The 20,511-nt window shown below is 62.0% G+C and carries 20 protein-coding genes and 1 pseudogene; 13 read left to right on the top strand and 8 right to left on the bottom strand.

All coding sequences use genetic code 11. The features are described 5' to 3' along the window. Window positions 1-96 precede the first annotated feature (96 nt). Both AQUI_RS0116455 and AQUI_RS0116450 read right to left on the bottom strand, forming a co-directional pair. Window positions 97-1,353: a vWA domain-containing protein gene (locus AQUI_RS0116455; RefSeq protein ID WP_027258488.1), complete on the bottom strand. Its 1,257-nt coding sequence runs from the start codon at window positions 1,351-1,353 to the stop codon at window positions 97-99. Between the two features lie 60 nt (window positions 1,354-1,413). Further along, window positions 1,414-2,322 carry an AAA family ATPase gene (locus AQUI_RS0116450; RefSeq protein WP_027258487.1) on the bottom strand — a complete coding sequence of 303 codons (909 nt, stop codon included), beginning with the start codon at window positions 2,320-2,322 and terminating at the stop codon, window positions 1,414-1,416. A gap of 248 nt (window positions 2,323-2,570) precedes the next feature. Here AQUI_RS0116450 and AQUI_RS0116445 point away from each other — a divergent pair, with 248 nt between their 5' ends. The 13 genes from AQUI_RS0116445 to AQUI_RS0116380 all read left to right on the top strand — a co-directional run bounded on the left by AQUI_RS0116445 (window position 2,571) and on the right by AQUI_RS0116380 (window position 15,848). Further along, window positions 2,571-3,635 carry a glycosyltransferase family 2 protein gene (locus tag AQUI_RS0116445; protein ID WP_027258486.1) on the top strand — a complete coding sequence of 355 codons (1,065 nt, stop codon included), beginning with the start codon at window positions 2,571-2,573 and terminating at the stop codon, window positions 3,633-3,635. 150 nt (window positions 3,636-3,785) lie between these two features. After that, window positions 3,786-4,742 carry a hypothetical protein gene (locus AQUI_RS0116440; RefSeq protein ID WP_027258485.1) on the top strand — a complete coding sequence of 319 codons (957 nt, stop codon included), beginning with the start codon at window positions 3,786-3,788 and terminating at the stop codon, window positions 4,740-4,742. 53 nt (window positions 4,743-4,795) lie between these two features. Beyond that, window positions 4,796-5,836 carry a dihydroorotase gene (gene pyrC / locus AQUI_RS0116435; protein ID WP_027258484.1) on the top strand — a complete coding sequence of 347 codons (1,041 nt, stop codon included), beginning with the start codon at window positions 4,796-4,798 and terminating at the stop codon, window positions 5,834-5,836. A 132-nt stretch (window positions 5,837-5,968) separates the two neighbouring features. Then, entirely contained in the window at window positions 5,969-7,327 is a 1,359-nt protein-coding gene (locus tag AQUI_RS29360) for a calcium-binding protein (protein ID WP_051371920.1), read from the top strand. Between the two features lie 490 nt (window positions 7,328-7,817). Next, window positions 7,818-8,810, top strand: coding sequence for a calcium-binding protein (locus AQUI_RS29355; protein ID WP_051371919.1), 993 nt, complete (start codon window positions 7,818-7,820; stop codon window positions 8,808-8,810). Between the two features lie 127 nt (window positions 8,811-8,937). Further along, window positions 8,938-9,618 carry an orotate phosphoribosyltransferase gene (locus AQUI_RS0116415; RefSeq protein ID WP_027258482.1) on the top strand — a complete coding sequence of 227 codons (681 nt, stop codon included), beginning with the start codon at window positions 8,938-8,940 and terminating at the stop codon, window positions 9,616-9,618. 255 nt (window positions 9,619-9,873) lie between these two features. Further along, window positions 9,874-11,394, top strand: coding sequence for a replicative DNA helicase (locus tag AQUI_RS0116410; RefSeq protein ID WP_027258481.1), 1,521 nt, complete (start codon window positions 9,874-9,876; stop codon window positions 11,392-11,394). A gap of 194 nt (window positions 11,395-11,588) precedes the next feature. Then, window positions 11,589-12,626: an alanine racemase gene (gene alr, locus AQUI_RS0116405; protein ID WP_027258480.1), complete on the top strand. Its 1,038-nt coding sequence runs from the start codon at window positions 11,589-11,591 to the stop codon at window positions 12,624-12,626. Further along, window positions 12,623-13,405 (top strand): MlaE family ABC transporter permease, encoded by a 783-nt coding sequence (locus AQUI_RS0116400; RefSeq protein ID WP_027258479.1) that lies wholly within the window; start codon window positions 12,623-12,625, stop codon window positions 13,403-13,405. The genes alr and AQUI_RS0116400 overlap by 4 nt, the downstream gene beginning before the upstream one ends. Then, window positions 13,402-14,148 (top strand): ABC transporter ATP-binding protein, encoded by a 747-nt coding sequence (locus AQUI_RS0116395; RefSeq protein WP_027258478.1) that lies wholly within the window; start codon window positions 13,402-13,404, stop codon window positions 14,146-14,148. The genes AQUI_RS0116400 and AQUI_RS0116395 overlap by 4 nt, the downstream gene beginning before the upstream one ends. A gap of 2 nt (window positions 14,149-14,150) precedes the next feature. Then, window positions 14,151-14,468, top strand: coding sequence for a hypothetical protein (locus AQUI_RS0116390; protein ID WP_027258477.1), 318 nt, complete (start codon window positions 14,151-14,153; stop codon window positions 14,466-14,468). Between the two features lies 1 nt (window position 14,469). Continuing rightward, the gene (locus tag AQUI_RS0116385; protein WP_027258476.1) at window positions 14,470-14,922 is read left to right on the top strand and encodes a paraquat-inducible protein A; all 453 of its coding nucleotides are present in this window, start codon (window positions 14,470-14,472) and stop codon (window positions 14,920-14,922) included. A 143-nt stretch (window positions 14,923-15,065) separates the two neighbouring features. Continuing rightward, window positions 15,066-15,848, top strand: a complete 783-nt coding sequence (locus AQUI_RS0116380) for a hypothetical protein (protein WP_027258475.1) — start codon at window positions 15,066-15,068, stop codon at window positions 15,846-15,848. 238 nt (window positions 15,849-16,086) lie between these two features. Here the strand turns inward: AQUI_RS0116380 and AQUI_RS30125 are convergent. The 6 genes and pseudogenes from AQUI_RS30125 to AQUI_RS28200 all read right to left on the bottom strand — a co-directional run. After that, window positions 16,087-16,849: pseudogene (locus AQUI_RS30125) on the bottom strand (IS66 family transposase); the annotation flags it as partial. A gap of 92 nt (window positions 16,850-16,941) precedes the next feature. Beyond that, window positions 16,942-17,229, bottom strand: a complete 288-nt coding sequence (gene tnpB, locus AQUI_RS0116365; RefSeq protein ID WP_156916854.1) for an IS66 family insertion sequence element accessory protein TnpB — start codon at window positions 17,227-17,229, stop codon at window positions 16,942-16,944. Window positions 17,230-17,433: 204 nt separating this feature from the next. Next, window positions 17,434-18,201: a tyrosine-type recombinase/integrase gene (locus AQUI_RS28210; RefSeq protein ID WP_245596933.1), complete on the bottom strand. Its 768-nt coding sequence runs from the start codon at window positions 18,199-18,201 to the stop codon at window positions 17,434-17,436. A gap of 30 nt (window positions 18,202-18,231) precedes the next feature. Then, entirely contained in the window at window positions 18,232-19,113 is an 882-nt protein-coding gene (locus tag AQUI_RS28205) for a tyrosine-type recombinase/integrase (protein WP_035920041.1), read from the bottom strand. Further along, the gene (locus AQUI_RS32265; protein WP_211236021.1) at window positions 19,107-19,334 is read right to left on the bottom strand and encodes a tyrosine-type recombinase/integrase; all 228 of its coding nucleotides are present in this window, start codon (window positions 19,332-19,334) and stop codon (window positions 19,107-19,109) included. The genes AQUI_RS28205 and AQUI_RS32265 overlap by 7 nt, the downstream gene beginning before the upstream one ends. Beyond that, entirely contained in the window at window positions 19,319-20,335 is a 1,017-nt protein-coding gene (locus tag AQUI_RS28200) for a tyrosine-type recombinase/integrase (protein WP_211236001.1), read from the bottom strand. Before AQUI_RS28200 ends, AQUI_RS32265 begins: the two co-directional genes overlap by 16 nt. Window positions 20,336-20,511: the final 176 nt, after the last annotated feature.

The raw sequence follows: 20,511 nt of genomic DNA, 5'->3' as shown, positions 1-20,511 counted from the left end.
GTCAGCTCCTTTCGCACATTACATTCCGAATTTGGAATACAATAGAGCGGCGGCGGGCTGATTGATTCAGATCAAATCGCATTCCATTTTTGGAATTTATTGGCCGAGCATCGCCATCAGCCGGGCTTTCTCGCCCGCATCCGAGGGGCTGGAGATCACCTGCGCCAGATCCTGCAGCGAGGCGATGGAGTGGCCCGCACGGAAGCTGTCGGCATAGGGCAGCATGGCGCGGATACCTTGCGCCCTGGGAGCAAAGCCGTCCCAGCGCAGCAAGGGGTTGAGCCAGATCAGGCGGCGCGACGACAGCTGCAGCCGCTGCATTTCACGCGCTAGCGCGTCCGGGTCGCCGCGGTCCAGCCCGTCAGTGATCAAGAGCACCACCGCCCCCTGCCCCATGACACGGCGCGACCAGTCGCGGTTGAAGGCGTGCAGGCAGTCGCCGATCCGCGTGCCGCCTTCCCAGTCCTGCGCCTCCGAGCCCGCGGCGGTCAGCGCTGCATCCACGTCGCGCTGATGCAGATGGCGGGTGATATTCGTCAGGCGGGTGCCGAAGGTGAAACCATGCACCCTGGCCCAGCCCTGTCCTTTTGCATTGGCCGCGGCGTGCAGGAAATGCAGGATGATGCGGCTGTACTGGCTCATCGAGCCGGAGATATCGCAGAGCACCACCAGATTGGGCCAGCGGATGCGGCGCTTGGCGCGCGCCATGGCGTGCAGGTCGCCGCCCTGGCGGGCGGCGTTGCGCAGGGTGCGGCGCCAGTCGGGGCGTGTCCCCTGCGGCGATGCCATCAGGCGGCGCGACTGGATCGGTGTTACCGGCAGGGTCAGTTGGGAAAGGATGCGTTTCGCGGCTGCAGCCTCTGCGGTGCTCATCTGTTCGAAATCGAGGGTTCTGAGCCGTTCCTCCGCCGATATGGTGAGCGTGGAATCCACCTCGGCCTCGGTGCCCTCCTCATCGCTCTCCGGCCCTTCAGGCGGGTTCTGCATGCCGTCCAGCAGCGCCTGCGCCGCGCGTTTTTCGGCGGGTTTGGCGGCGCGGTCCTCCTGCACGCCGCGGATGGCGGGCAGCATGGCGGCCATCATGTGTTCAAGGTACCGGGGGTCGCGCCAGAACAGGCGGAAGACCTGGGCGAAGACCACCCGCTGCTCGGGCTTGGTGACAAAACAGGCATGCAGGGACCAGTAGAAATCCGTCCGGCTGGTAAAGCCCGCGGCGGCCACCGCCTGCACCGCATCCAGCACCCGGCCTGGCCCGACCGGCAGGCCGGCCTTGCGCAGGGCGCGGGCGAAATGGGTGAGATTCTGGACCAGCTTGGGGTGGTCCGGCAGGGTGAGCGGCGCGGTGTCAGGCACTAGGGCACTTCATGGGGGCTTTGCCCCCATACCCCCAGAGTATTTCCGAAAATTGAAACATCAGGCGGCGTCCAGATCTGCCTTGGCCTGGTCGAGGATACGCTTGGCTTCGGAGCCGTGCAGACGGGCGATGTCGTCCTGGTATTTCAGGATGGCGCCGAGGGTGTCGGCGATCACCTCGGGGCTGAGGGCAATGACGTCAAGCGCCAAGAGGCAGTTGGCCCAGTCGATGGTTTCGGCGACGCCTGGTTTCTTAAACAGATCCTCGGTGCGCAAGGATTGCACGAAGGCGACGATCTCGCGGCTGAGCTGCGCGCTGGCTTCCGGAGCGCGGGCGTTGAGGATTTCGACCTCGCGGGTGAAATCCGGGTAATCGACCCAGTGGTAGAGGCAGCGGCGCTTCAGGGCGTCGTGCACCTCGCGGGTGCGGTTGGAGGTGAGGATGACGATGGGCGGCTCCGGCGCCTGGATGGTGCCAAGCTCGGGGATGGTGACCTGAAAATCGCTGAGCGCTTCCAGCAGGAAAGCCTCAAACGGTTCGTCGGTACGGTCGAGTTCATCGATCAGCAGGACGGGCGCGCCGTGCTCATCCGGGCGCATCGCCTGCAACAGCGGCCGTTCTATGAGGTAGTCAGCCGAGAACAGTTCCGCCTGCAGGGCGGAGCGTTCGGCGCTGCCTGCGGCCTCGGCAGTGCGGATGGCGACCATCTGGGCGGCGAAGTTCCATTCATAGACGGCGCTGGCGGCATCCAGACCCTCGTAGCATTGCAGCCGGATCAGGCGGCGGCCGAGGCTGGCGGCCAGGGCCTTGGCAATCTCGGTCTTGCCGGTGCCGGCCTCGCCCTCCAGGAACAGCGGGCGGCCCAGTTTCAGCGACAGGAACACCACGGTGGCCAAGGACCTGCCGCAGACGTAACCCTGGTTCGAGAGCATGGTCTGAATCTGATCGATGGATTGCGCCTGCTGCATGGGTGACCTCCTTTTCCCGGCCAACAGGCCATGCGGCGCGGCATCGGTCAAGCCGTGTGCTGCTGCGACGCTGCGGCTGACGGGGCGGCTGCGGCTGACGGCAGCGGTTGTATAACCGGACCTGCCGGGTAAAACTGCCGCCAGCAACCCGCAACCTGCGGGGACAGAGAGACAGAGAAGCCAGCCATGCACAGCGCGTCATACACTCAGCCTAAGCTGCGCCATCCTGCCCGGGCGGGCGCATAGGCATGCGGGTTCTGGCAATCCTTTGCGTGCGCAATGAGGGTGCATTTCTGCTTGAGTGGCTGGCCCATCACCGGGCTGCGGGTTTCACCGATTTCCTGGTATTTTCAAACAATTGCCAGGACGGCACCGATCAGATGCTGGACCGCCTGCAGGAGATGGGGCAGCTGACCCACCAGCGCAACGAGGGACCCTATGACAAGGGCGGCATTCAGTTCACCGCGCTGAAGCAAGCCGACAGGCATCCGCTGATGAAACAGGCCGATTGGGTGCTGGTGCTGGATATCGACGAATTTGTCTGCATCAAGACCGGCGATGGCACCGTGGCGGATCTGCTGGCGGCGCTGCCGGAGGCGGATGCGGTGACGCTGACCTGGCGGCTGTTCGGCAATGCCGGCATCGTGCGGTTCGAAGATGCGCCGGTGACCGAACAGTTCACCCGCTGCGCGCCGGAGGTCATTCACTGGCCGTGGCGGGCGGTGATGTTCAAGACGCTGTACCGCAATGACGGCACCTACCGTAAATGCGGTGTTCACCGGCCCCGCGACATCCGCAGCACGGCGCAGCTGGACAGTTTCCGCTGGTATGACTGCGAAGGCCGCGAACTGGGCAAGGCATTCAAGACCAAACGGCTGTTTTCCAATTACGGCCAGCCCAACGGGAGGCTGGCGCAGCTGAATCACTACCCGCTGGGAGCGATGGAGAGCTATGTGCTGAAGGCTGACCGCGGAAGGGTCAACCGGCAGGCGGAGCTGGGTATGGATTACTGGGTTGAACGGAATTACTGCAGCGCCGAGGATACCTCCATTGCCCGGTACGGTACTGCCTGTGCGGGCGTTCGGGCCGGACTGATGGAGGATCCGGACCTGGCCCGGCTGCACAGCGGGGCGGTGGCCTGGCGTCATGCCAGGTTTGCCGGGCTGATGACACAGGAGCCTTGCCGGGCGTTGTTTGCACGGCTGCTGATGACGCCCCCTGCCCGCCCGGTAAGCCCGGCTGCAGCAGAACTGCTGCGCGGCTTTGCCATCCCGGGCCAAGCCGGACAGCAGCCGCTGGAAGACAGCAGCTGAGGCTCCATCGCCCCCTGGCAAAAGGCCGTCGAAAGAGCCGCCCGCCGCCTCATTCAGGCATGGGTTTTTCCAATTTTGGCCTTAATTGTCACCTAAATGTAAATCCGAACAGCAGGCAGGGACCCTTTGGGGGCAAAGAGGACAGCAGGCATGCAGGACGGACTTGATAATCTGGATGAAGACCTTTCCGGGCTGAATCCGGCCCAGTGGAAGGCCCGGATGGCGGCTTTGGCCGAAGAGCATGGCATGTACCAGCCGCTGGGCGACAAGCATTTCGCCACCTTCATTGATCAGGGCAATACGCTTTTGGTGACGTTTGAAACCATGCAGGGCATCCACAACCTGTCCGACCAGGCGCAGCCGCTGGGGTTCGACCTGGTGAAGAACCTGGGCTGGTCGCATATGTGCGTGGTGTCGGACGGCGACACCTGGTTCCGCGAAGGCCGCATCTACGGTTTCTTTGACCAGCTGATCGACGACGGGTTTTTCGACGAGTTCGACAAAGTGATCTTTTACGGCGCGGGCCCCTGCGGCTATGCGGCGGCGGCCTATTCCGTGGCTTCGCCCGGTGCCGTGGTGGTGGCGGTGCAGCCGCAGGCGACGCTGGACCCGCGGATGACCGAATGGGACGACCGCTTTGGCGAAATGCGGCGCCTGTCCTTCACCGACCGGTACGGCTATGCGCCTGACATGCTGGACGCCGCTGATCAGGCCTATGTGATCTATGACCCGCAGGAACGGCTGGACGCCATGCATGCCTCGCTGTTTGCGCGCAAGAACGTGACCCGGCTGCGGGTGCCGCATTTGGGCGATGCGGTGCAGACCCGGCTGATCGAGATGGAGATGCTGTATCACATCCTGTCGCTGGCAGGCAGCCGCAAGCTGACCGGCGGCGCCTTTCACAAGCTGCTGCGCAACCGCCGCAACAACTCGTTCTTCCTGCGCAACCTGCTGAAAAACCTGGAGCGGCAGGACCGCCCGTTTCTGATGGTGCTGTTGTGCCGCAATGTGACCGAGCGGATGCGGGCACCGCGGTTCCGCCGCCGCCTGCAGGAACTGGAAAAGCGCGCTGAGGACGGCGGGTTCACCTTTCCTGCCAAACACTGAGCGGCGCATTCCGCCGCTTCTTTTCCAGGCCGGCATGTGCTAACGCGGGCCTCATGACCGAGACGCTGACCATCCCCCGCCCCGACGACTGGCATCTGCATCTGCGCGACGGCGCGATGCTGAAGGCCGTTCTGCCCGAAACCGCCCGCCATTTCGGCCGCGCAATCATCATGCCGAACCTGGTGCCGCCGGTGGTGACCGGGGATCAGGCCGCCGCCTACCGCGAGCGCATTCTGGCCGCGCTGCCTGAGGGCATGGCGTTCGAGCCGCTGATGACGCTATACCTGACCGAGGACACCGATCCGGCAGATGTCGCCGCCGCCCATGCCTCTGGCCTGGTGAAAGCGGTGAAGCTCTATCCGGCCGGTGCCACCACCAATTCGGCCTCGGGCGTCAGCGATTTCAACAAGGTGCGCGGCGTGCTGGAAAAGATGGCCGAGATCGGCCTGCCGCTGTGCGTGCATGGCGAAGTCACAGATGCGGACATCGACATTTTCGACCGCGAGGCCGTGTTCATCGACCGGGTGCTGGACCCGATCCGCAAATCCACGCCCGGTTTGCGGGTGGTGATGGAGCATATCACCACAAAGAACGGTGTGGACTATGTGAAATCCAACGCCGCCGGTCTGGGGGCTACGATCACCACGCATCATCTGATCATCAACCGCAACCACATCCTGGTGGGCGGCATCAAACCGCATTATTACTGCCTGCCTGTTGCCAAACGCGAAGAGCACCGGCAGGCCTTGCGCGCCGCTGCAACCTCGGGCGATGCGCGGTTCTTCCTGGGCACCGATTCCGCGCCGCATACCGATCCGAACAAGGAAAGCGCCTGCGGCTGCGCCGGCTGTTTCACCGCCACCAACACCATGCCGCTGCTGGCGCATGTGTTCGAAGAAGAAAGCGCGCTGGACAAGCTGGCGGGTTTTGCCTCGGAAAACGGCCCGGCGTTTTACGGCCTGCCGGTCAGTGATGAGACGTTGAGCTTAAGCAAGTCAGATGCGGCTGTGGATTTCCCGGAAAAGATCGAAACCGGAGAGGGTCCGGTGACGGTGTTTGATCCGGGGTTCGATGTTCACTGGCATGCGGAATAGCAACACCCGTTTATTATCCCCTGAGTTCATTTAACCTTGCCCTTGCCGGGAATCAGCGTCCTCATTCAGTTTTCTGGCCATTAGTTTCTGCCAGCGGCTGCAGCTGGCTGTTTTCCGGTGAAGGGCAAGAGTATGACAACATTTACGTTCAGTGGGCTGCGGGTTGATTACGGCAATGGCAATGCTGTCGCCGCCAAAGAGATCGACGCATCGATCATCGTTTCCTCCGCATCTTCGACATTCTCCTATTCGATCACCGGCCATGATGAGGACGGCGTAGCATTCATCAATGTGTCCGACGATATCCAGCAAGTCATCGCGGACGGCCAGAACCTCGACGCTCCGGGGTTCACGGTTGTGTCGGAAGAAACCCAGATCACCCGTGTCACCTGGCCTGGCGGCACCAGCACGGTGCTGATCCTTGCTTTTGAAACCGGCAGCAACAGCGATACCGAATTCTATTTTGTCATCGACGGGCCGCAGATTCCGGATATCAGCAATCTGTCCGATTGGAATGACTTCGACGGCTCGATCACCGGCCTGTCGGACCCCGTCGGCGCCGTCGGGCCGGGCCAGAACATCGCCTGGTCATCAATCGACGGCGCAACCACAAGCCAGGACGATGAATTCTGGGGCACCCCCGGCCGCGACATCTTCAGCGGCGGTGCAGGCGACGACTATTTTTCCAGCTCCGACGGGCGTGATACCTATAATGGCGGCAAGGGCAGCTTTGATCAGGTCGCCTATACCTGGGATCCCAATGGTGTGACCGCGCATCTTGGCACCGGCAAGGCCACCGATGGCTGGGGCAGAACCGATACTTTGAAAAGCATCGAAGTTCTGCGCGGATCGGCTTTTGACGACAGCCTTAGCGGCAGCGGCAAAAACAACACCTTCCGCGGGATCGAAGGCAACGACACCATCAAAGGCGGCAAGGGCCGCGATGAAGTCCGCTATGACCGCGACGAACGTTACGGCGGCGAGGACGGGGCAACCGTCAATCTGTCCAAAGGTTTTGCCATAGACGGGTTCGGCGACCGCGACACGCTGAAAAGCATCGAAAATGCGCGCGGCACCGAAAGCGCGGACAATCTGATTGGCCATGGGGGCGGCAACCGGCTGATGGGGCTGGGCGGCAACGACACCCTGTCCGGCAAAGGCGGAAATGACACGATCTATGGCGGCAGCGGCCGGGACAGAATCAATGGTGACGGCGGCAACGATCTGCTGTCCGGCGAAGGCGGTGCAGACCGGTTCATCTTCAAAGGCACCTTCGGGGACGATACGGTATCTGATTTCTCGACCCGTGGCCGAAAGGAAAAGATCGACCTCTCGGACGTCGGCACCATCAAGCATTTCCGCGATCTGAAGAACAATCACCTGTCGGAAAACAGCGATGGCGACGCGGTGATCAGCGACAACCGCGGCAACACAATCACCCTGGAAGACGTTGCGATCTCCGATCTGTCGGCCAACGATTTCATCTTTTGACAAACCTGCCCCGGGCGCGGTTTCATACCGCGCCCGGGCCATTCTGAATGGCAGGGCCGCCCAAGCCGGTGCATGGCGGCTTTTGCCGCATTACCTGGAACCCAATGCAGCTGCGGCTCCCATGTGCCAGCGCCATGGGCTTAATACGCCGTTTACCCAGCTGATATTTTCCGCGCCTTCCGGTCCTGCCGGCAGTCCGCCCGTGGACCCGGCTGCGCCAAAAGCGTCATGCAAACCATTGATCCCTTCATGCGTGTTGGAGTTTTGGCAAACCGGAAATCTACCCAGCATTGCAAAAGCGTCAAATCGGCCGCGCAGCCGCTCCCGGAAACCTGCCCCCGGCGGCCTGAACCGGAAGTCAACACTCTGATCGTGAGACATTCACAGAAACCGGCGCATTGCCGAATCTTCGAAAAACAATAATGATTTCAGCGCCCTCACGCGGAATGCCGGTAGGGTATCATTAAACTACTCCTGCGAGATAAAGAAGATGACAACTTATACACTCAAGGCGTCGGCGGTCACAATTAACGCTCAAACAGACTACGATGTCGGATTCAAAAAAGACGTTGAAATCACAATCGTGACGGACAGCCCGGCATTCTCCTATTCGATTACCGAAATTTACAACGACGACCTCCCGTTGGTGGATCTGTATGCAAGCTATGACAGCTTTGTGGTCGATGGTGTCGATTTCACCGATTCTGAAATTATCGGCCTCCTTGGGCAGGTGTCCTGGCAGGGCAAACAAACTACCGTCTGGGAATTTACCAGCTTTGACCATATGGATGGCTCCAATTACACGATGTACACCGTGGAGCTGGGTGGCACGCCCTTTCCGGAACTGAACAGCCTCAGTGACTACCACACCTATGTGCATCACTGGACCGGCATCCCGGCGACAGGCGACCTAGCCCAGAACACGCCGATTGCCTGGGCCTCGCTTCCCGGGGTGGAGACCAGCGGCAGCGGCTCCCCTATCGGCAGCAGCGGGGATGATCTGCTTAGCGGCGACGCGGATGCGGATGCGCTGTCCGGCCTTGGCGGCAATGACACGCTGAAGGGTGCGGGCGGCAACGATACGCTGGACGGCGGCAGCGGCCGCGACAAGCTGGTTGGCGGCGGCGGCCATGACGAGCTGACTGGCGGCAGGCAGAATGACCGGCTGATCGGCGGCAGCGGGCGCGATACGCTGGACGGCGGCAGCGGCGACGATCTGCTTAAGGGCGGCGGCGGTGCGGACTGCTTTGTGTACAACAACCGCTTTGGCGATGACACCATCGCCGATTTCCAGACCCGTGGCCGCAAAGAAAAGATCGACCTCTCGGACGTCAGCACCATCAAGCATTTCCGCGATCTGAAGAACAATCACCTGTCGGAAAACAGCGATGGCGACGCGGTGATCAGCGACAACCGCGGCAATACCATTACGCTGGAAGATGTCTCGATGGCCGATCTGTCGGCCAATGATTTCATCTTTTGATTGACCCAAGCACTGCGCGGGCCGGATTGCGGCCCGCGCAGTGCCGCAAGCCACCGCCGGGGCTTCAAACCGGCGGCGTTCCGGTTTATGGACAGCAAAACCGCTGCCGCAAAGGATGCCTGCCGCCATGATCCCCTCGTCCTATCCGTCCCCCGAAGAAATCGCCCGCCTGTCGGCCCGGATGCTGCTGGAAATCGGAGCGGTGAACTTCAACACCGAGACGCCTTATACGCTGGCGTCCGGCCTGCCCTCGCCCAGCTATATCGACTGCCGCAAGCTGATCTCCTTTCCGCGCATCCGCTCGACGCTGATGGATTTCATGACCGTTACCGTGATGCGCAACGCAGGCTTTGAAGCCTTCGACAACATCTCCGGCGGCGAGACCGCGGGTATTCCCTTTGCCGCGCTGGTCGCAGAACGCATGGCGCTGCCGATGACCTATGTGCGCAAGAAACCCAAAGGTTACGGCAAGAACGCCCGCATTGAGGGCGCGATGAACGAAGGCGAACGGGTGCTGCTGGTGGAGGATCTGACCACCGATGGCGGCTCAAAACTGTCGTTTGTGGATGCGATCCGCGAAACCGGCGCCTCCTGCGGCCACACCGCGGTGATTTTCTACTACGACATCTTCCCGGAAACCACTAAGACGCTGGGCGACCACGGGGTTGAGCTGCATTACCTGTGCACCTGGTGGGACGTGCTGGCAGAGGCGCGCGCGCAAGCTGCCTTCAGCACCGAAACACTGGATGAGGTGGAAACCTTCCTGAAGGATCCGCGCGCCTGGCAGGACGCGCATAAATCCGCTTAACGTTAGGGAAAGCGTTACGGGGCGGCCTGTGGACAAGGCCGCCTCGAATCAATTTCCGGCGCCGAACAGCGTGCAGATATAGAAATCATCCCAGATCGAGCCACATCATGTAGTCTGCATAGGGCAGGCTTGCTGGCCTTTCCGGTAAACAGCCCACAGGCCCCGTGCGGATATCCACAAGGGATCCACAGAGATTCCCAGATAGGAGAAACGCCCTTTGCGCCCTATAAGGCGGGCTTAGTGACGAGAGCAGTGATGAACGAGATTACCCCTTTCGACGGCGATATGCCGCCTCCGGCCCCGATGCCGGAACCTGCCGCACCGCAATCTGCGATGCCGGACAATGAGCTGCCGCATTCGGTGGAGGCTGAACAGCAGCTGCTGGGTGCGATCCTGACCAACAACGAGGTCTATGACAAGATCGCGCTGATCATCAACTCGTCGCATTTCTATGATCCGGTGCATGCCCGGATCTATGAGGTGGCCGCGGCGCGGATCTCCAAGAACGCGCTGGCCTCGCCGGTGACGCTGAAGGCGTTCCTGGAGGACCACGAAGGGCTGAAAGAGCTGGGCGGCCCGGCCTATCTGGCCAAGCTTGCCGGCGCGTCGATCTCGGCCTTTGCGGTGCGGGACTATGCGCAGATGATCTACGATCTGGCGATCCGCCGCGAGCTGATCGCCCTGGGCCAGAGCATTGCAGAAAAGGCGCGCCGCGTGGACGTGGCGTCGGAACCAAAAGAGCAGATCGTTGAGGCAGAGCAATCGCTGTATCAGCTGGCCGAGCAGGGCCAGACCGAAAGCGGTTTCAAGTCGTTCCTGAAAGCCGTCACAGAAGCGGTTAATGTGACCAACGAGGCGTATCAGCGGGGTGGCGGCATGGCCGGCATCTCGACGGGCCTGATGGACCTCGACAAGCAACTTGGCGGCCTGCATCCCTCGGACCTTCTTATCCTCGCGGGCCGCCCCTCTATGGGGAAGACGTCACTGGCGACCAACATCGCCTTCAACGTCGCCAAGGCATATAAACGCGGGGTGAAACCGGACGGATCCGAAGGCGCGCTGGACGGCGGCGTCGTGGGCTTTTTCTCGCTCGAGATGAGCGCCGAGCAGCTGGCGGGGCGTATTCTGGCCGAAGCGTCGGAAATCTCCTCGCATAAGATCCGTCAGGGCGACATGACCGAGAGCGAATTCCGCCGCTTTGTGCAGGCGGCCAAGGATCTGGAAAGCTGCCCGCTGTTCATTGATGACACGCCCGCAATTCCGATTTCGCAGCTCGCCGCACGGGCGCGCCGCCTGAAACGGACGCATGGGCTGGACCTTCTGGTGATCGACTATCTGCAGCTCTGCCGCGGCATGGCCGAAAACCGGGTGAACGAGATTGCCGAAATCTCAATGGGGATGAAGGCGATTGCCAAGGAATTGAACATTCCGGTGATCGCGCTGTCGCAGCTGTCGCGCCAAGTGGAAAACCGCGACGACAAACGTCCCCAGCTGTCGGACCTGCGGGAATCAGGCTCGATCGAACAGGACGCCGACGTGGTGATGTTCGTGTTCCGCGAGGAATACTACAAGGAACGGGAAAAACCCGGCGATCATGAGCTGGACAAGATGGAAGAGTGGAAGCAGGCGATGGAACGGCTGCACGCCAAGGCCGAAGTGATCGTCGGCAAGCAGCGCCACGGCCCCATCGGCACTGTGGAGCTGTCGTTCGAGGCGCAGTTCACCCGGTTTGGCAACCTTGCCAAGGCGTGGCAGCAGGGACAGGAGGACTACTGACCCTGGCCATTTGCGGCCAAAGTTCAGGTTACAGTGCCAAGGCCCGGCCGGTCACATGATCGTCAGCGCCCCGGCACCGGCCCGGTTCAGCGCCCCCCGCTGGGCCGGGCTTATTTACTCCATGGCGGCGGAGCACTGCCGGCATTCCGGTTTTTCCCCCTTGACCTGCGGGTTCCCCGTGTCATGAACACCGCATGAGCACGGCAAGATTGACAATCAACCTGGATGCGCTGGTCACCAACTGGCGGAATCTGGATGCGCTGACCACCTGCGAAACCGCAGCCGTGGTCAAGGCGAACGGCTATGGCCTGGATGCAGGCCGCGTCGGCAAGGCGCTGGCCAAGGCAGGTGTGCGCAATTTCTTTGTGGCAGCTGCCGAGGAAGGCGGCGCGCTGCGCCGCGCGCTTGGCCCCGGCCCCGGGATTTCAGTGTTTTCCGGCCATATGGCGGGCGACACCAAACTGTTGAAGGATTTCCACCTGACGCCGATGCTGAATTCGCTGGATCAGATGCTGCGCCATTTCGAGGCTCTGCCGGGCCACCCGTTCGGGGTGCAGCTCGACAGCGGCATGAACCGGCTGGGGATGGAGCATGGCGAATGGGCCGCGGTGGCGGAGATTGCCCTGGGCCAGAACCCGGTGCTGCTGATGTCGCATCTGGCCTGCGCTGATGAGCCGGGCCACGCGATGAATGTGCAGCAGCTGCAAACCTTCCGCGATATGACCGACGGGCTGGAAATCCCCCGCTCGCTGGCCGCGACCGGCGGCATGCTGCTGGGTCCCGATTACCATTTCGATCTCTGCCGCCCCGGTATCGGCCTGTACGGCGGGCTGCCGTTCAAGGACGCGGTGCCGGTGGTGCAGCTGGATCTGCCGGTCATTCAGCTGCGCGATCTGGAGCCGGGTGAAACTGCCGGGTATGGCAACAGCTGGTCCGCCCAGCGCCCCAGCCGCATTGCCACCGTGGCCGCGGGTTATGCCGATGGCTTGCACCGGGCGATGGGCAATGGCGGCATTCGGGTCTTTGCCGGGACAATCCCCTGCCCCGTGGTAGGCCGGGTCTCGATGGATCTTATCACAGTGGATGTAACGGACTTGGCCGAGGTGCCGGATGCGCTGACGATCCTCAATGAACAGCAGACCGTGGACTCCCTGGCCGATGCGGCGGGCACCATTGGTTATGAGATCCTGACGTCCACCGGCCACCGCTATGCACGGACATACCAGGGATGAACCCGATTGCCTTTCTGGCCCGGTTGGGCCGCACCGCTTTGGCCGGGCTGTCTGCTGTGGGCCGCGCCGCATTGTTTGCGCTGCGGGCGTTCAGCCATATGGTCCGCCCGCCCTATTACCCGCGCGAATTCCTGCAAGCCCTGTTGAACATCGGCTGGCTGTCGCTGCCCGTCGTGGGCCTGACCGCAATTTTCACTGGCGGCGCGCTGGCGCTGCAAATCTACGCCGGCGGCGCGCGCTTTAATGCCGAGGCCGTAGTGCCGCAGATCGTCGCCATCGGCATGGTGCGTGAGCTGGGACCGGTACTGGTCGGGCTGATGATCGCGGCCCGCGTAACTTCCTCCATTGCAGCCGAGATCGCCACCATGAAGGTGACCGAGCAGATCGACGCGCTGGTGACACTCTCCACACATCCGATGAAATACCTGGTGGCGCCGCGGGTACTGGCGGCGCTGATTACAGTGCCGGTACTGGTCGGCGTCGGCGACATCATCGGCATCATGGGCGGCTATACGGTTGCGGTGCAGAACCTTGGCTTCAACTCCGCGGCCTACCTCAAGAACACCGTCGACTTCCTGGAGCCGCTCGACATCATTTCCTCGCTGACCAAGGGGGCTGCCTTTGGCACCATCGCGGCGATGATGGGCTGCTATTACGGCATGCAATCGGGCCGCGGCGCCCAGGGTGTAGGCCGCGCCACCAAGGGATCGGTGGAATCCGCCGCGGTGCTGATCCTGGCCGCCAACTTTGTCCTCACAGGGGTGTTCTTCTCGCTATGATCCGCATGGAAAACGTCCGCAAGGCCTTTGACGACAACCACGTGCTGAACGGCATGAACCTGGAGATCGCTAAGGGCACCTCGATGGTGATCATCGGCGGCTCCGGCACCGGGAAGTCAGTGGCCCTGAAAAGCGTGCTGGGGCTGATCCAGCCCGACAGCGGCGAGATCTATGTTGATGGCAGGCCGTCCGGGTCGGGCGACCGCGACAAGTTTCTGGCGCGTTTCGGGATGCTGTTTCAGGGCGGCGCGCTGTTTGACTCGCTGCCGGTCTGGCAGAACGTCGCCTTCCGCCTCTTGCGCGGTGCGCTGAAGCGCCCAGCTGAGGAAGCCCGCGAGATCGCCATTGAAAAGCTGCGCCGCGTGGGGCTGAAGGCCAATGTTGCCGACCGTCTGCCTGCCGAGCTGTCGGGTGGCATGCAGAAACGAGTGGGGCTGGCCCGCGCGATTGCGGCGGAGCCCGAGATCATCTTTTTCGACGAGCCGACCACCGGGCTGGACCCGATCATGTCCGGCGTGATCAACGACCTGATCCGAGAGATTGTGGTGGAGATGGGCGCCACTGCGATGACCATCACCCACGACATGACCTCGGTCCGCGCGATTGCCGACAATGTGGCGATGCTGCATGACGGGGTGATCCAATGGACCGGCCAGGTTGGGGATATGGACCAGTCGGGCGATCCATACATGGAGCAATTCATCCACGGCCGCGCGGAGGGACCGATCGAGGCGGTGAGGTAGAAATGGAAATCTTTTCGAGCGCACTTGGCACTATCGTGCTGGTGTTCTTTCTAAGCGTTTGGCTGGATGTGGCTAGAGGCCCGTATATCGATGCCCCTCTGTTGCGCAGGAGATTTTTCAAAAAAGCTATAGCGCGGCTTTTAGGCGCCATGCTTGCAGTCATCGCAGTTGCCAAGCTCGGCATTGAGGCAATTGATAGCTTGCTGCCAAATAGTGCCTGGGCTGCCGGCACAATCCTATTGTTGTGGGCGGCACTTTCTTGTTTTGTTTTTTCGTTTGTGCGGCGCAGCATCTCCCGTTTAAGAAGCGAGCAAAATTAGGGTGTTCCTCCGCTTCCTCACCCTGTCGCTGCTGATCCTCTACCCCGTCGCCTGGTTTGCGCCGCTGATGCGTGCGGGGTTGCTGCCAATCTTCGGTCTCAGCGAAATCTCAGTGCTCACCGGGCTGCAATCATTATGGGGCAGTGACGCGGTACTGGCGTTGATCGTGACGTTTTTTGCGATCTTTGCCCCCTACCTCAAGACCATCGGCCTTGCGCTGGTGCAGTGGGGCCTGCTGGATACACGGGTACAGCCGGTCCTGCATGTGCTGGGCAAGCTGGCGATGGCCGATGTCTTTCTGATTGCGCTCTACATCACTCTGGCAAAGGGGATCGGCCTGGCGACGATCGAGACCGCCTGGGGCCTGTACCTGTTCACGGCTTGCATCCTGGCCTCGCTGGCGCTGGGAATGCTGACTGAACGCACTGCAAAGATTGGGAAAACACCGGACTGAAAGCTTGATCCGGTGCCAAACCGCTCCATTTCGTAGGGCCGAACACCTGTATCGCAGGGGTCCGGCACGCTGCGCCCGGTTGACGGGTGTCCCCCGCAGCCCGCCACCCCCGCATCTGTTGCATTGCTGCTGGAGGGGGACCTATGTCCGGCGTTCAATCAATCCTGTTCACTGCCCAGACCGCATTCATGCGGCTGACGTTCCTGCTGATCTGCTTTGGCGCGCTGGCGGCGCTGGCGGCCACCGGGCTGTCGGCCGCGGGCATCTGGCCCTGGCTCAGCCTGCAAGCCGGGGTTGGCGCTGATATCTACCCGCAGGCCGGGATGGCAGCGCAAATCACCCTGACGGCGCTGGCGGTGATGCTCGCCTTTTTCCTGCCTGCCAACGGGCGCATCCTGGCGCTGGAAACCTCGCACCGGCGGTTTTCCATGCAGATGGAGGATGTGCTGCAAGCCTATCAGCTTGCCCATGCTGCCGACCGCGGCGGGGTCTTTACGCTGGCGTCCGAGTTTGACGCGGTGAAGGAGCGGCTCGCCTTTCTGCGTGCCCACCCCGATTTGGCCGGGCTGGAACCGCAGGTGCTGGAAGTGGCGTCGCAGATGAGCCAGGTCAGCCACGAGCTGGCAGAGACCTATTCCGACGCCAGGGTGGCCCGCGCCCGGCTGTTCCTGCAGCAGCGGCAGGAGGAGCTGGAGACATTCAAGGCGCGGCTGGAGGATGCCCAGATCGTCATGCATGAGCTGCGCCAATGGACCCGCGATGTGGACATAGAGGAAAGCATTGCCAAGTCGCATCTGGGCCGGCTGCGCGGCGAGCTGTTCGAATTGCTGCCGGAACTGTCGGCGCAATTGCAAAGCCCGCCGGATGGGTCGGATCCGCAGCCCGGCAGCGTCGTGCCAATCCAGCCGCCCCGCCGCGCCGACTGAGGGGGCCCGTCGTCCGGACGCGCGAGGGCAAACACATTGCAGGGGGCTCTGCCCCCGGCCCTTCGGGTCTCGCCCGGAGTATTTTCGACCAGAAAGAAGACTGGATCCATCATTCTTCTGGCCAAAATTCTTCTGGCCCAAAATATCCCGGAGCGCGAGGCAGAGCTTCGCATTTTCTACGGCAATCTGCGCCAATGGCGCGCTCCCGATGTAAGCGGTGTTTGCACGTCACCCTGAATCAGCTTGACGGCTGTAAGTTCCAGGGGAGTAGCTCGTCGACCCGGCTGGCTGGCTGACCGGCAGCGATGGCTTCGAGGGTTGCCTTGAGGGAGGCGAAGGGCCCGACGCCGTTGATCTTCACCGCGCGATGAGCGACGCGACGCGGCCCCAGGCGCGGCCGCCTTCGCCGTGGCCGGCAAAAAGCGCATTTCTCCTCGTCAATGCGATAGGGCGGATCAGGTTCTCGCACCACTGCCCGGCAGGCGATTGCGAAGCAATCTGCCGGGAGGGGGCATTGGAGCCGGTCTCGACGCGACCGTCGCGGAGGGAGGTCTGCAGGCCATTCCATTGGCGGTGGATGCAGGCCAACTTCTCGCCCAGGAGTGGCTTCGACGAGATCCGGCCGCGCTGGAGCTGCAGCCATTGTCCGAACCCGGTCACCAGTGGCACGGTGCGGGCGTGCCGGGCAGAAAGGCGCTGACCAGGACCCATGCTGCGGATCTAACCATCGATGCGGTAGAACTCTGCGATTCGGCGCAAGCCCTCGGCGGCGATCCCCGAGCCGCCGCGGTCGAAGACCTCCTTGAGCTTCCTGCGGGCATGCGCCCAGCAATGCGCGACCGTGATCGGCGCGCCGCCTGTCCGCGAGGGGCGCGTCAGCCGGTTGCAGCCGGTATAGCCGTCTGCCACCCGGCAGGCGTATCCGCAGGATGCTGCCGGGAGGGCAGCTGCAGGATGCCGCCGAAGCCTTGCAGGATTTGTTCCGCGTTCTGCCCGGCACGCCCCCGGGCCTAAGTCAATTGGCGGGGCGCTGGACATGGCCGGATCATACTCTGCTCCGGTCTGCGGCGGGCTGTCTTTCCGTCCCCCCGAGTCACTCTGCCACAGCTGGGCGGCGTGCCTCCAGGGATCGTACCCTCCGCCAGTCCAGCCCGGCTAACAGCGCCTCGGATCGGGCGCGGTTCAAGGTCACCGCCCCGTCGCTGATGGCAGGCCAGGTGAAGCTACTCTCCTCCAGCCGCTTGCAGGCCATGACCAAGCCACTGCCGTCCCAGAACAGGATCTTCATCCTGTCTGCCCGCTTGGCGCGGAACACTAAGACCGCTCCGGTGAACGGATCCTCGGCCAGCGCTGACCGCACAAGCGCGGCAAGCCCGTCCATACCCTTGCGGTTATGCAGTCCTCTGCATAACCGCAACTATGTGGCGACGATTATTATGCGGAGCCGAAGAAGCAGACCGGCACTTTTTCGGACGGTTCCGCCTACATTGACTCCGCATAACTATTCTACCGCGCGGAAAGCATCGCGAGCAGTTTGTCCGGTGGCCGGAACTTGCCCGGCTTGATGCCGAGCGGCTCCAGAGCGTCAAGCATCTCGAGTTTTTCGGTTGGGTCGGCGCGCAAGTAGATCTCGGTGCTCTGGAGCGTGGCGTGACCAAGCCACAGTGCGACCTTGCGAATGTCCCGGGTCGCCTGAAGCATGGTGCATTGCGCAGCTGTGCCGCAGAACATGGGGCGTTATCGATTTGGCCGCCAGGGTGGGCGCGATGCGGGCAGCCGTATTGGCATGTTTCTCGAGAATGTATTCGAAACCGGCACGCGTCATCATTCGACCGGCATTGTTCAGGAAGAGCGCGGTGTCGCCGACTTCGGGTCTGATCGCGATCCAGGCGCGAATTGCGGCAGCGGTTTCCTGCCAGAGCGGCAGCACGCGCTCCCTTCGTCCTTTGCCAATGATATGGATGCTGGCAGGGGACCGCCCGTCAAACTGGTTGAGCCCGGCGCTGATGAGTTCGGAAACGCGCAGCCCTCCGGCAAAAGCCAGATGCAGCATGGCAGGTACTCGGTGCTCGAGATAGCGAAAGAAGGACTTTACGGCTGCCAGCCTTGCGTTGCGCGTACGGGCCTTGTTGCCTCGCGTCTGTTCGATGTGCTCGAGAAAGGCAAGGATCGTGGGCACGTCGATGTCTTCGATCTGCAGCAGGCACGGCCGCTTTCTCAATCGCCCGGCGGCGAATGTCACCAGCAGTTGGAAGCTGTAGGCATAGGCATCGCAGGTATGAACGCTTGCGCGTCTTTCATTGGGAAGATGGTTGCGCAGGAAGGCGGCGAGGTGCTGGGCAAGCTGGGCCATGCCGTCACCCCGCAATGCAGCCTCTCGCCGTCAGCTGCCATGTGTGTCATCAGCTCGGGTGTTACCTCGAGGATACCAGTATGTATCGGTGACATGGGCATGCCCCAAATAGGTACTGAGGGCCGTGATATGCCGCGCCACGGCTTTGGAATCGTGCGCACAGGCCTCAAGGGAGCGAACAGCAAATGTGTGGCGCAGATCATGAATCCTGGGGCCCGGTGTTCCTGCCGCACCGCGCAAGCCGATTGACCGCGTGATCTGGAGGAATACCGTTGCGACTGTCGAATAGGCGAGCGGCGTGCCCTGATGCGAAAGGAAAAGTGTGCCGCTCGGGCTGGCCGCCTTCAGACGCATCGTAAGATACCCGTCAAGAGCGCGTCGAGTCGTTGGATGCAGTGGCAACAGCCGGCTCTTCTTAAACTTGGTCTGGGCAATGATCAGGCCGTCATCGGTCACGTCCGGCAATCGAATGGCGATGGCCTCTGAAACGCGCATGCCTGTTGCCGCAATCAACCCGAACATCGTGGCGTAGGTGAGCGGCCGGATCGAGCCAGCGGGGCCAAGCCTCTGGGCGGCGTCGATCAGCCGTTGGATATCACTGGGACTGTAGATGTAAGGCGTGCGCCGCTTGCGGCTGGCACGGCCGAAGAGATCGGCGGAGGGAACTTCATGGCTCGGATCTTCGGCATTAAGCGCGCGCGCGAAGCGACGTACTGTCAAAAGCCGGTTGCGACGTTGTTCTGGAGAAGATGCCTGTAGTGCCCATTCTTGCACGGTGGCTGTTGTTACGACATGCTCACTGCGGCTCTCGGCAAAGGCAACGAAGTTGCGTAGAAGACTGCCTTGGGTACGGAATTTCAACCCCAGCGCCTGGTGCAGCGCGACATGATCGGCGAGGAGTTGACTCAGCATGTCAATTCTCCCGGCCAGGGTTGAGCGATCTGTTCCAGCATCGCGATACCGACCTTGGCGTAATGCGCAGTCATATCAAGCGAGCGGTGGCGCAGAACCGTGCCGACAGCTTCCAATGTGGCCCCCGACCGCAGCATCGAAGTTGCCGCGGAGTGGCGCAGCAAGCTCGCTCCGCTCGATGGCGGATCGGAAATGCCGGCGCGCTTTAATGCCAGCGCCACAATGGCCGAGACGTGGCATGATTGCTCAAATGAGCGGTAGGGGCGACCATCATGAGAAAGACCGCGTCCTGAGGCATGCGCGGGCGTTCCTGTTCGATATACGCGAGAAGCGCATCGCCTACATCTTGCGGCAACGGCAGCCGAACCTGGCGACGCGCCTTGCCACTCAACTTCAGGATACCGGCGTTCCAGTCGATATCGCCCAGTCTGAGACCAGCGACATCCCCGGCCCGCACCCCCAGGCGCGCCAGAAGGAGCAGGATCGCCCGGTCCCGCAGGCGCCCCCGGGCAAGCTGATCGCAGGATGCAATGACACGTTCCACATCTGCGGCTGCCAGATACCGCGGCAACGACGAAAGACGCCATTGTATGACCGGCGGAATGGCGTGATCGAGGTTGGGACGGCACAAGCCCGCGCCGGCGAGAAAGCGAAGATAGCTTCGCAAGGCGCTTGTTATGGTTCTCAGGCCGGCCGGACCGGTTTGCCCCCGCCATTTGCGGACAACAAAACGTATCCGGGCAGCATCATAATCGTGGGTCGCTGTACCGAGTTCCGGCAACAGCTTATTGAGGATGCGGAGATGACGGGAAACTGTCCGTTCCGCCAAACCCCGATGCAAACGCAGCCAGTGCTGATAGTCGTCAAGCAAGGGAAATTCTGGCGCGGCCTTCAACGGCGGAGGTGCGACGCCCGCACCTTGTAGGAAAACAACAAACCTTCTGGCACGTCGCGCATACTTTGGTGAGACATGCTGCCATCGCCGCCCGCCGGGACATTGGCACTGGTGTTCGGCGAAGCGACGAACAACTCCATCATCGACGCTGACCATCGGTATGCCGGTGCTTTCCAGCCAAACCGCGAAATGGCGTGCCGATGCCCTGTAGCCTTCAATGGTCAGCGGCGAATACCTCTGAGCGCCAAGCTCGTCCGCGAACTGATCGATCCACAACGAAACCGGCCCCGGATCCAGGAACCAGCGATTACGGTATTGGTCAGTCATCTTCTCTCTCCTCAAGGTGTGAAACCATCGCGGGAGAGCATAGTTATGCGGGGCGCATGTGCCTGTTTGTTCTGCCTAACCGGCTGTAAAAAAGCCACAATCCAAGAGGCGATGTACACGGCTCCGCATAGTAATCGTCGCCACATAGTTGCGGAAATCCACCGGCTTCGCCGCCA

The organism is Leisingera aquimarina DSM 24565 (genome assembly GCF_000473165.1).
Lineage (GTDB): Bacteria > Pseudomonadota > Alphaproteobacteria > Rhodobacterales > Rhodobacteraceae > Leisingera > Leisingera aquimarina.
This window is presented reverse-complemented; position numbering and strand designations above follow the sequence as displayed.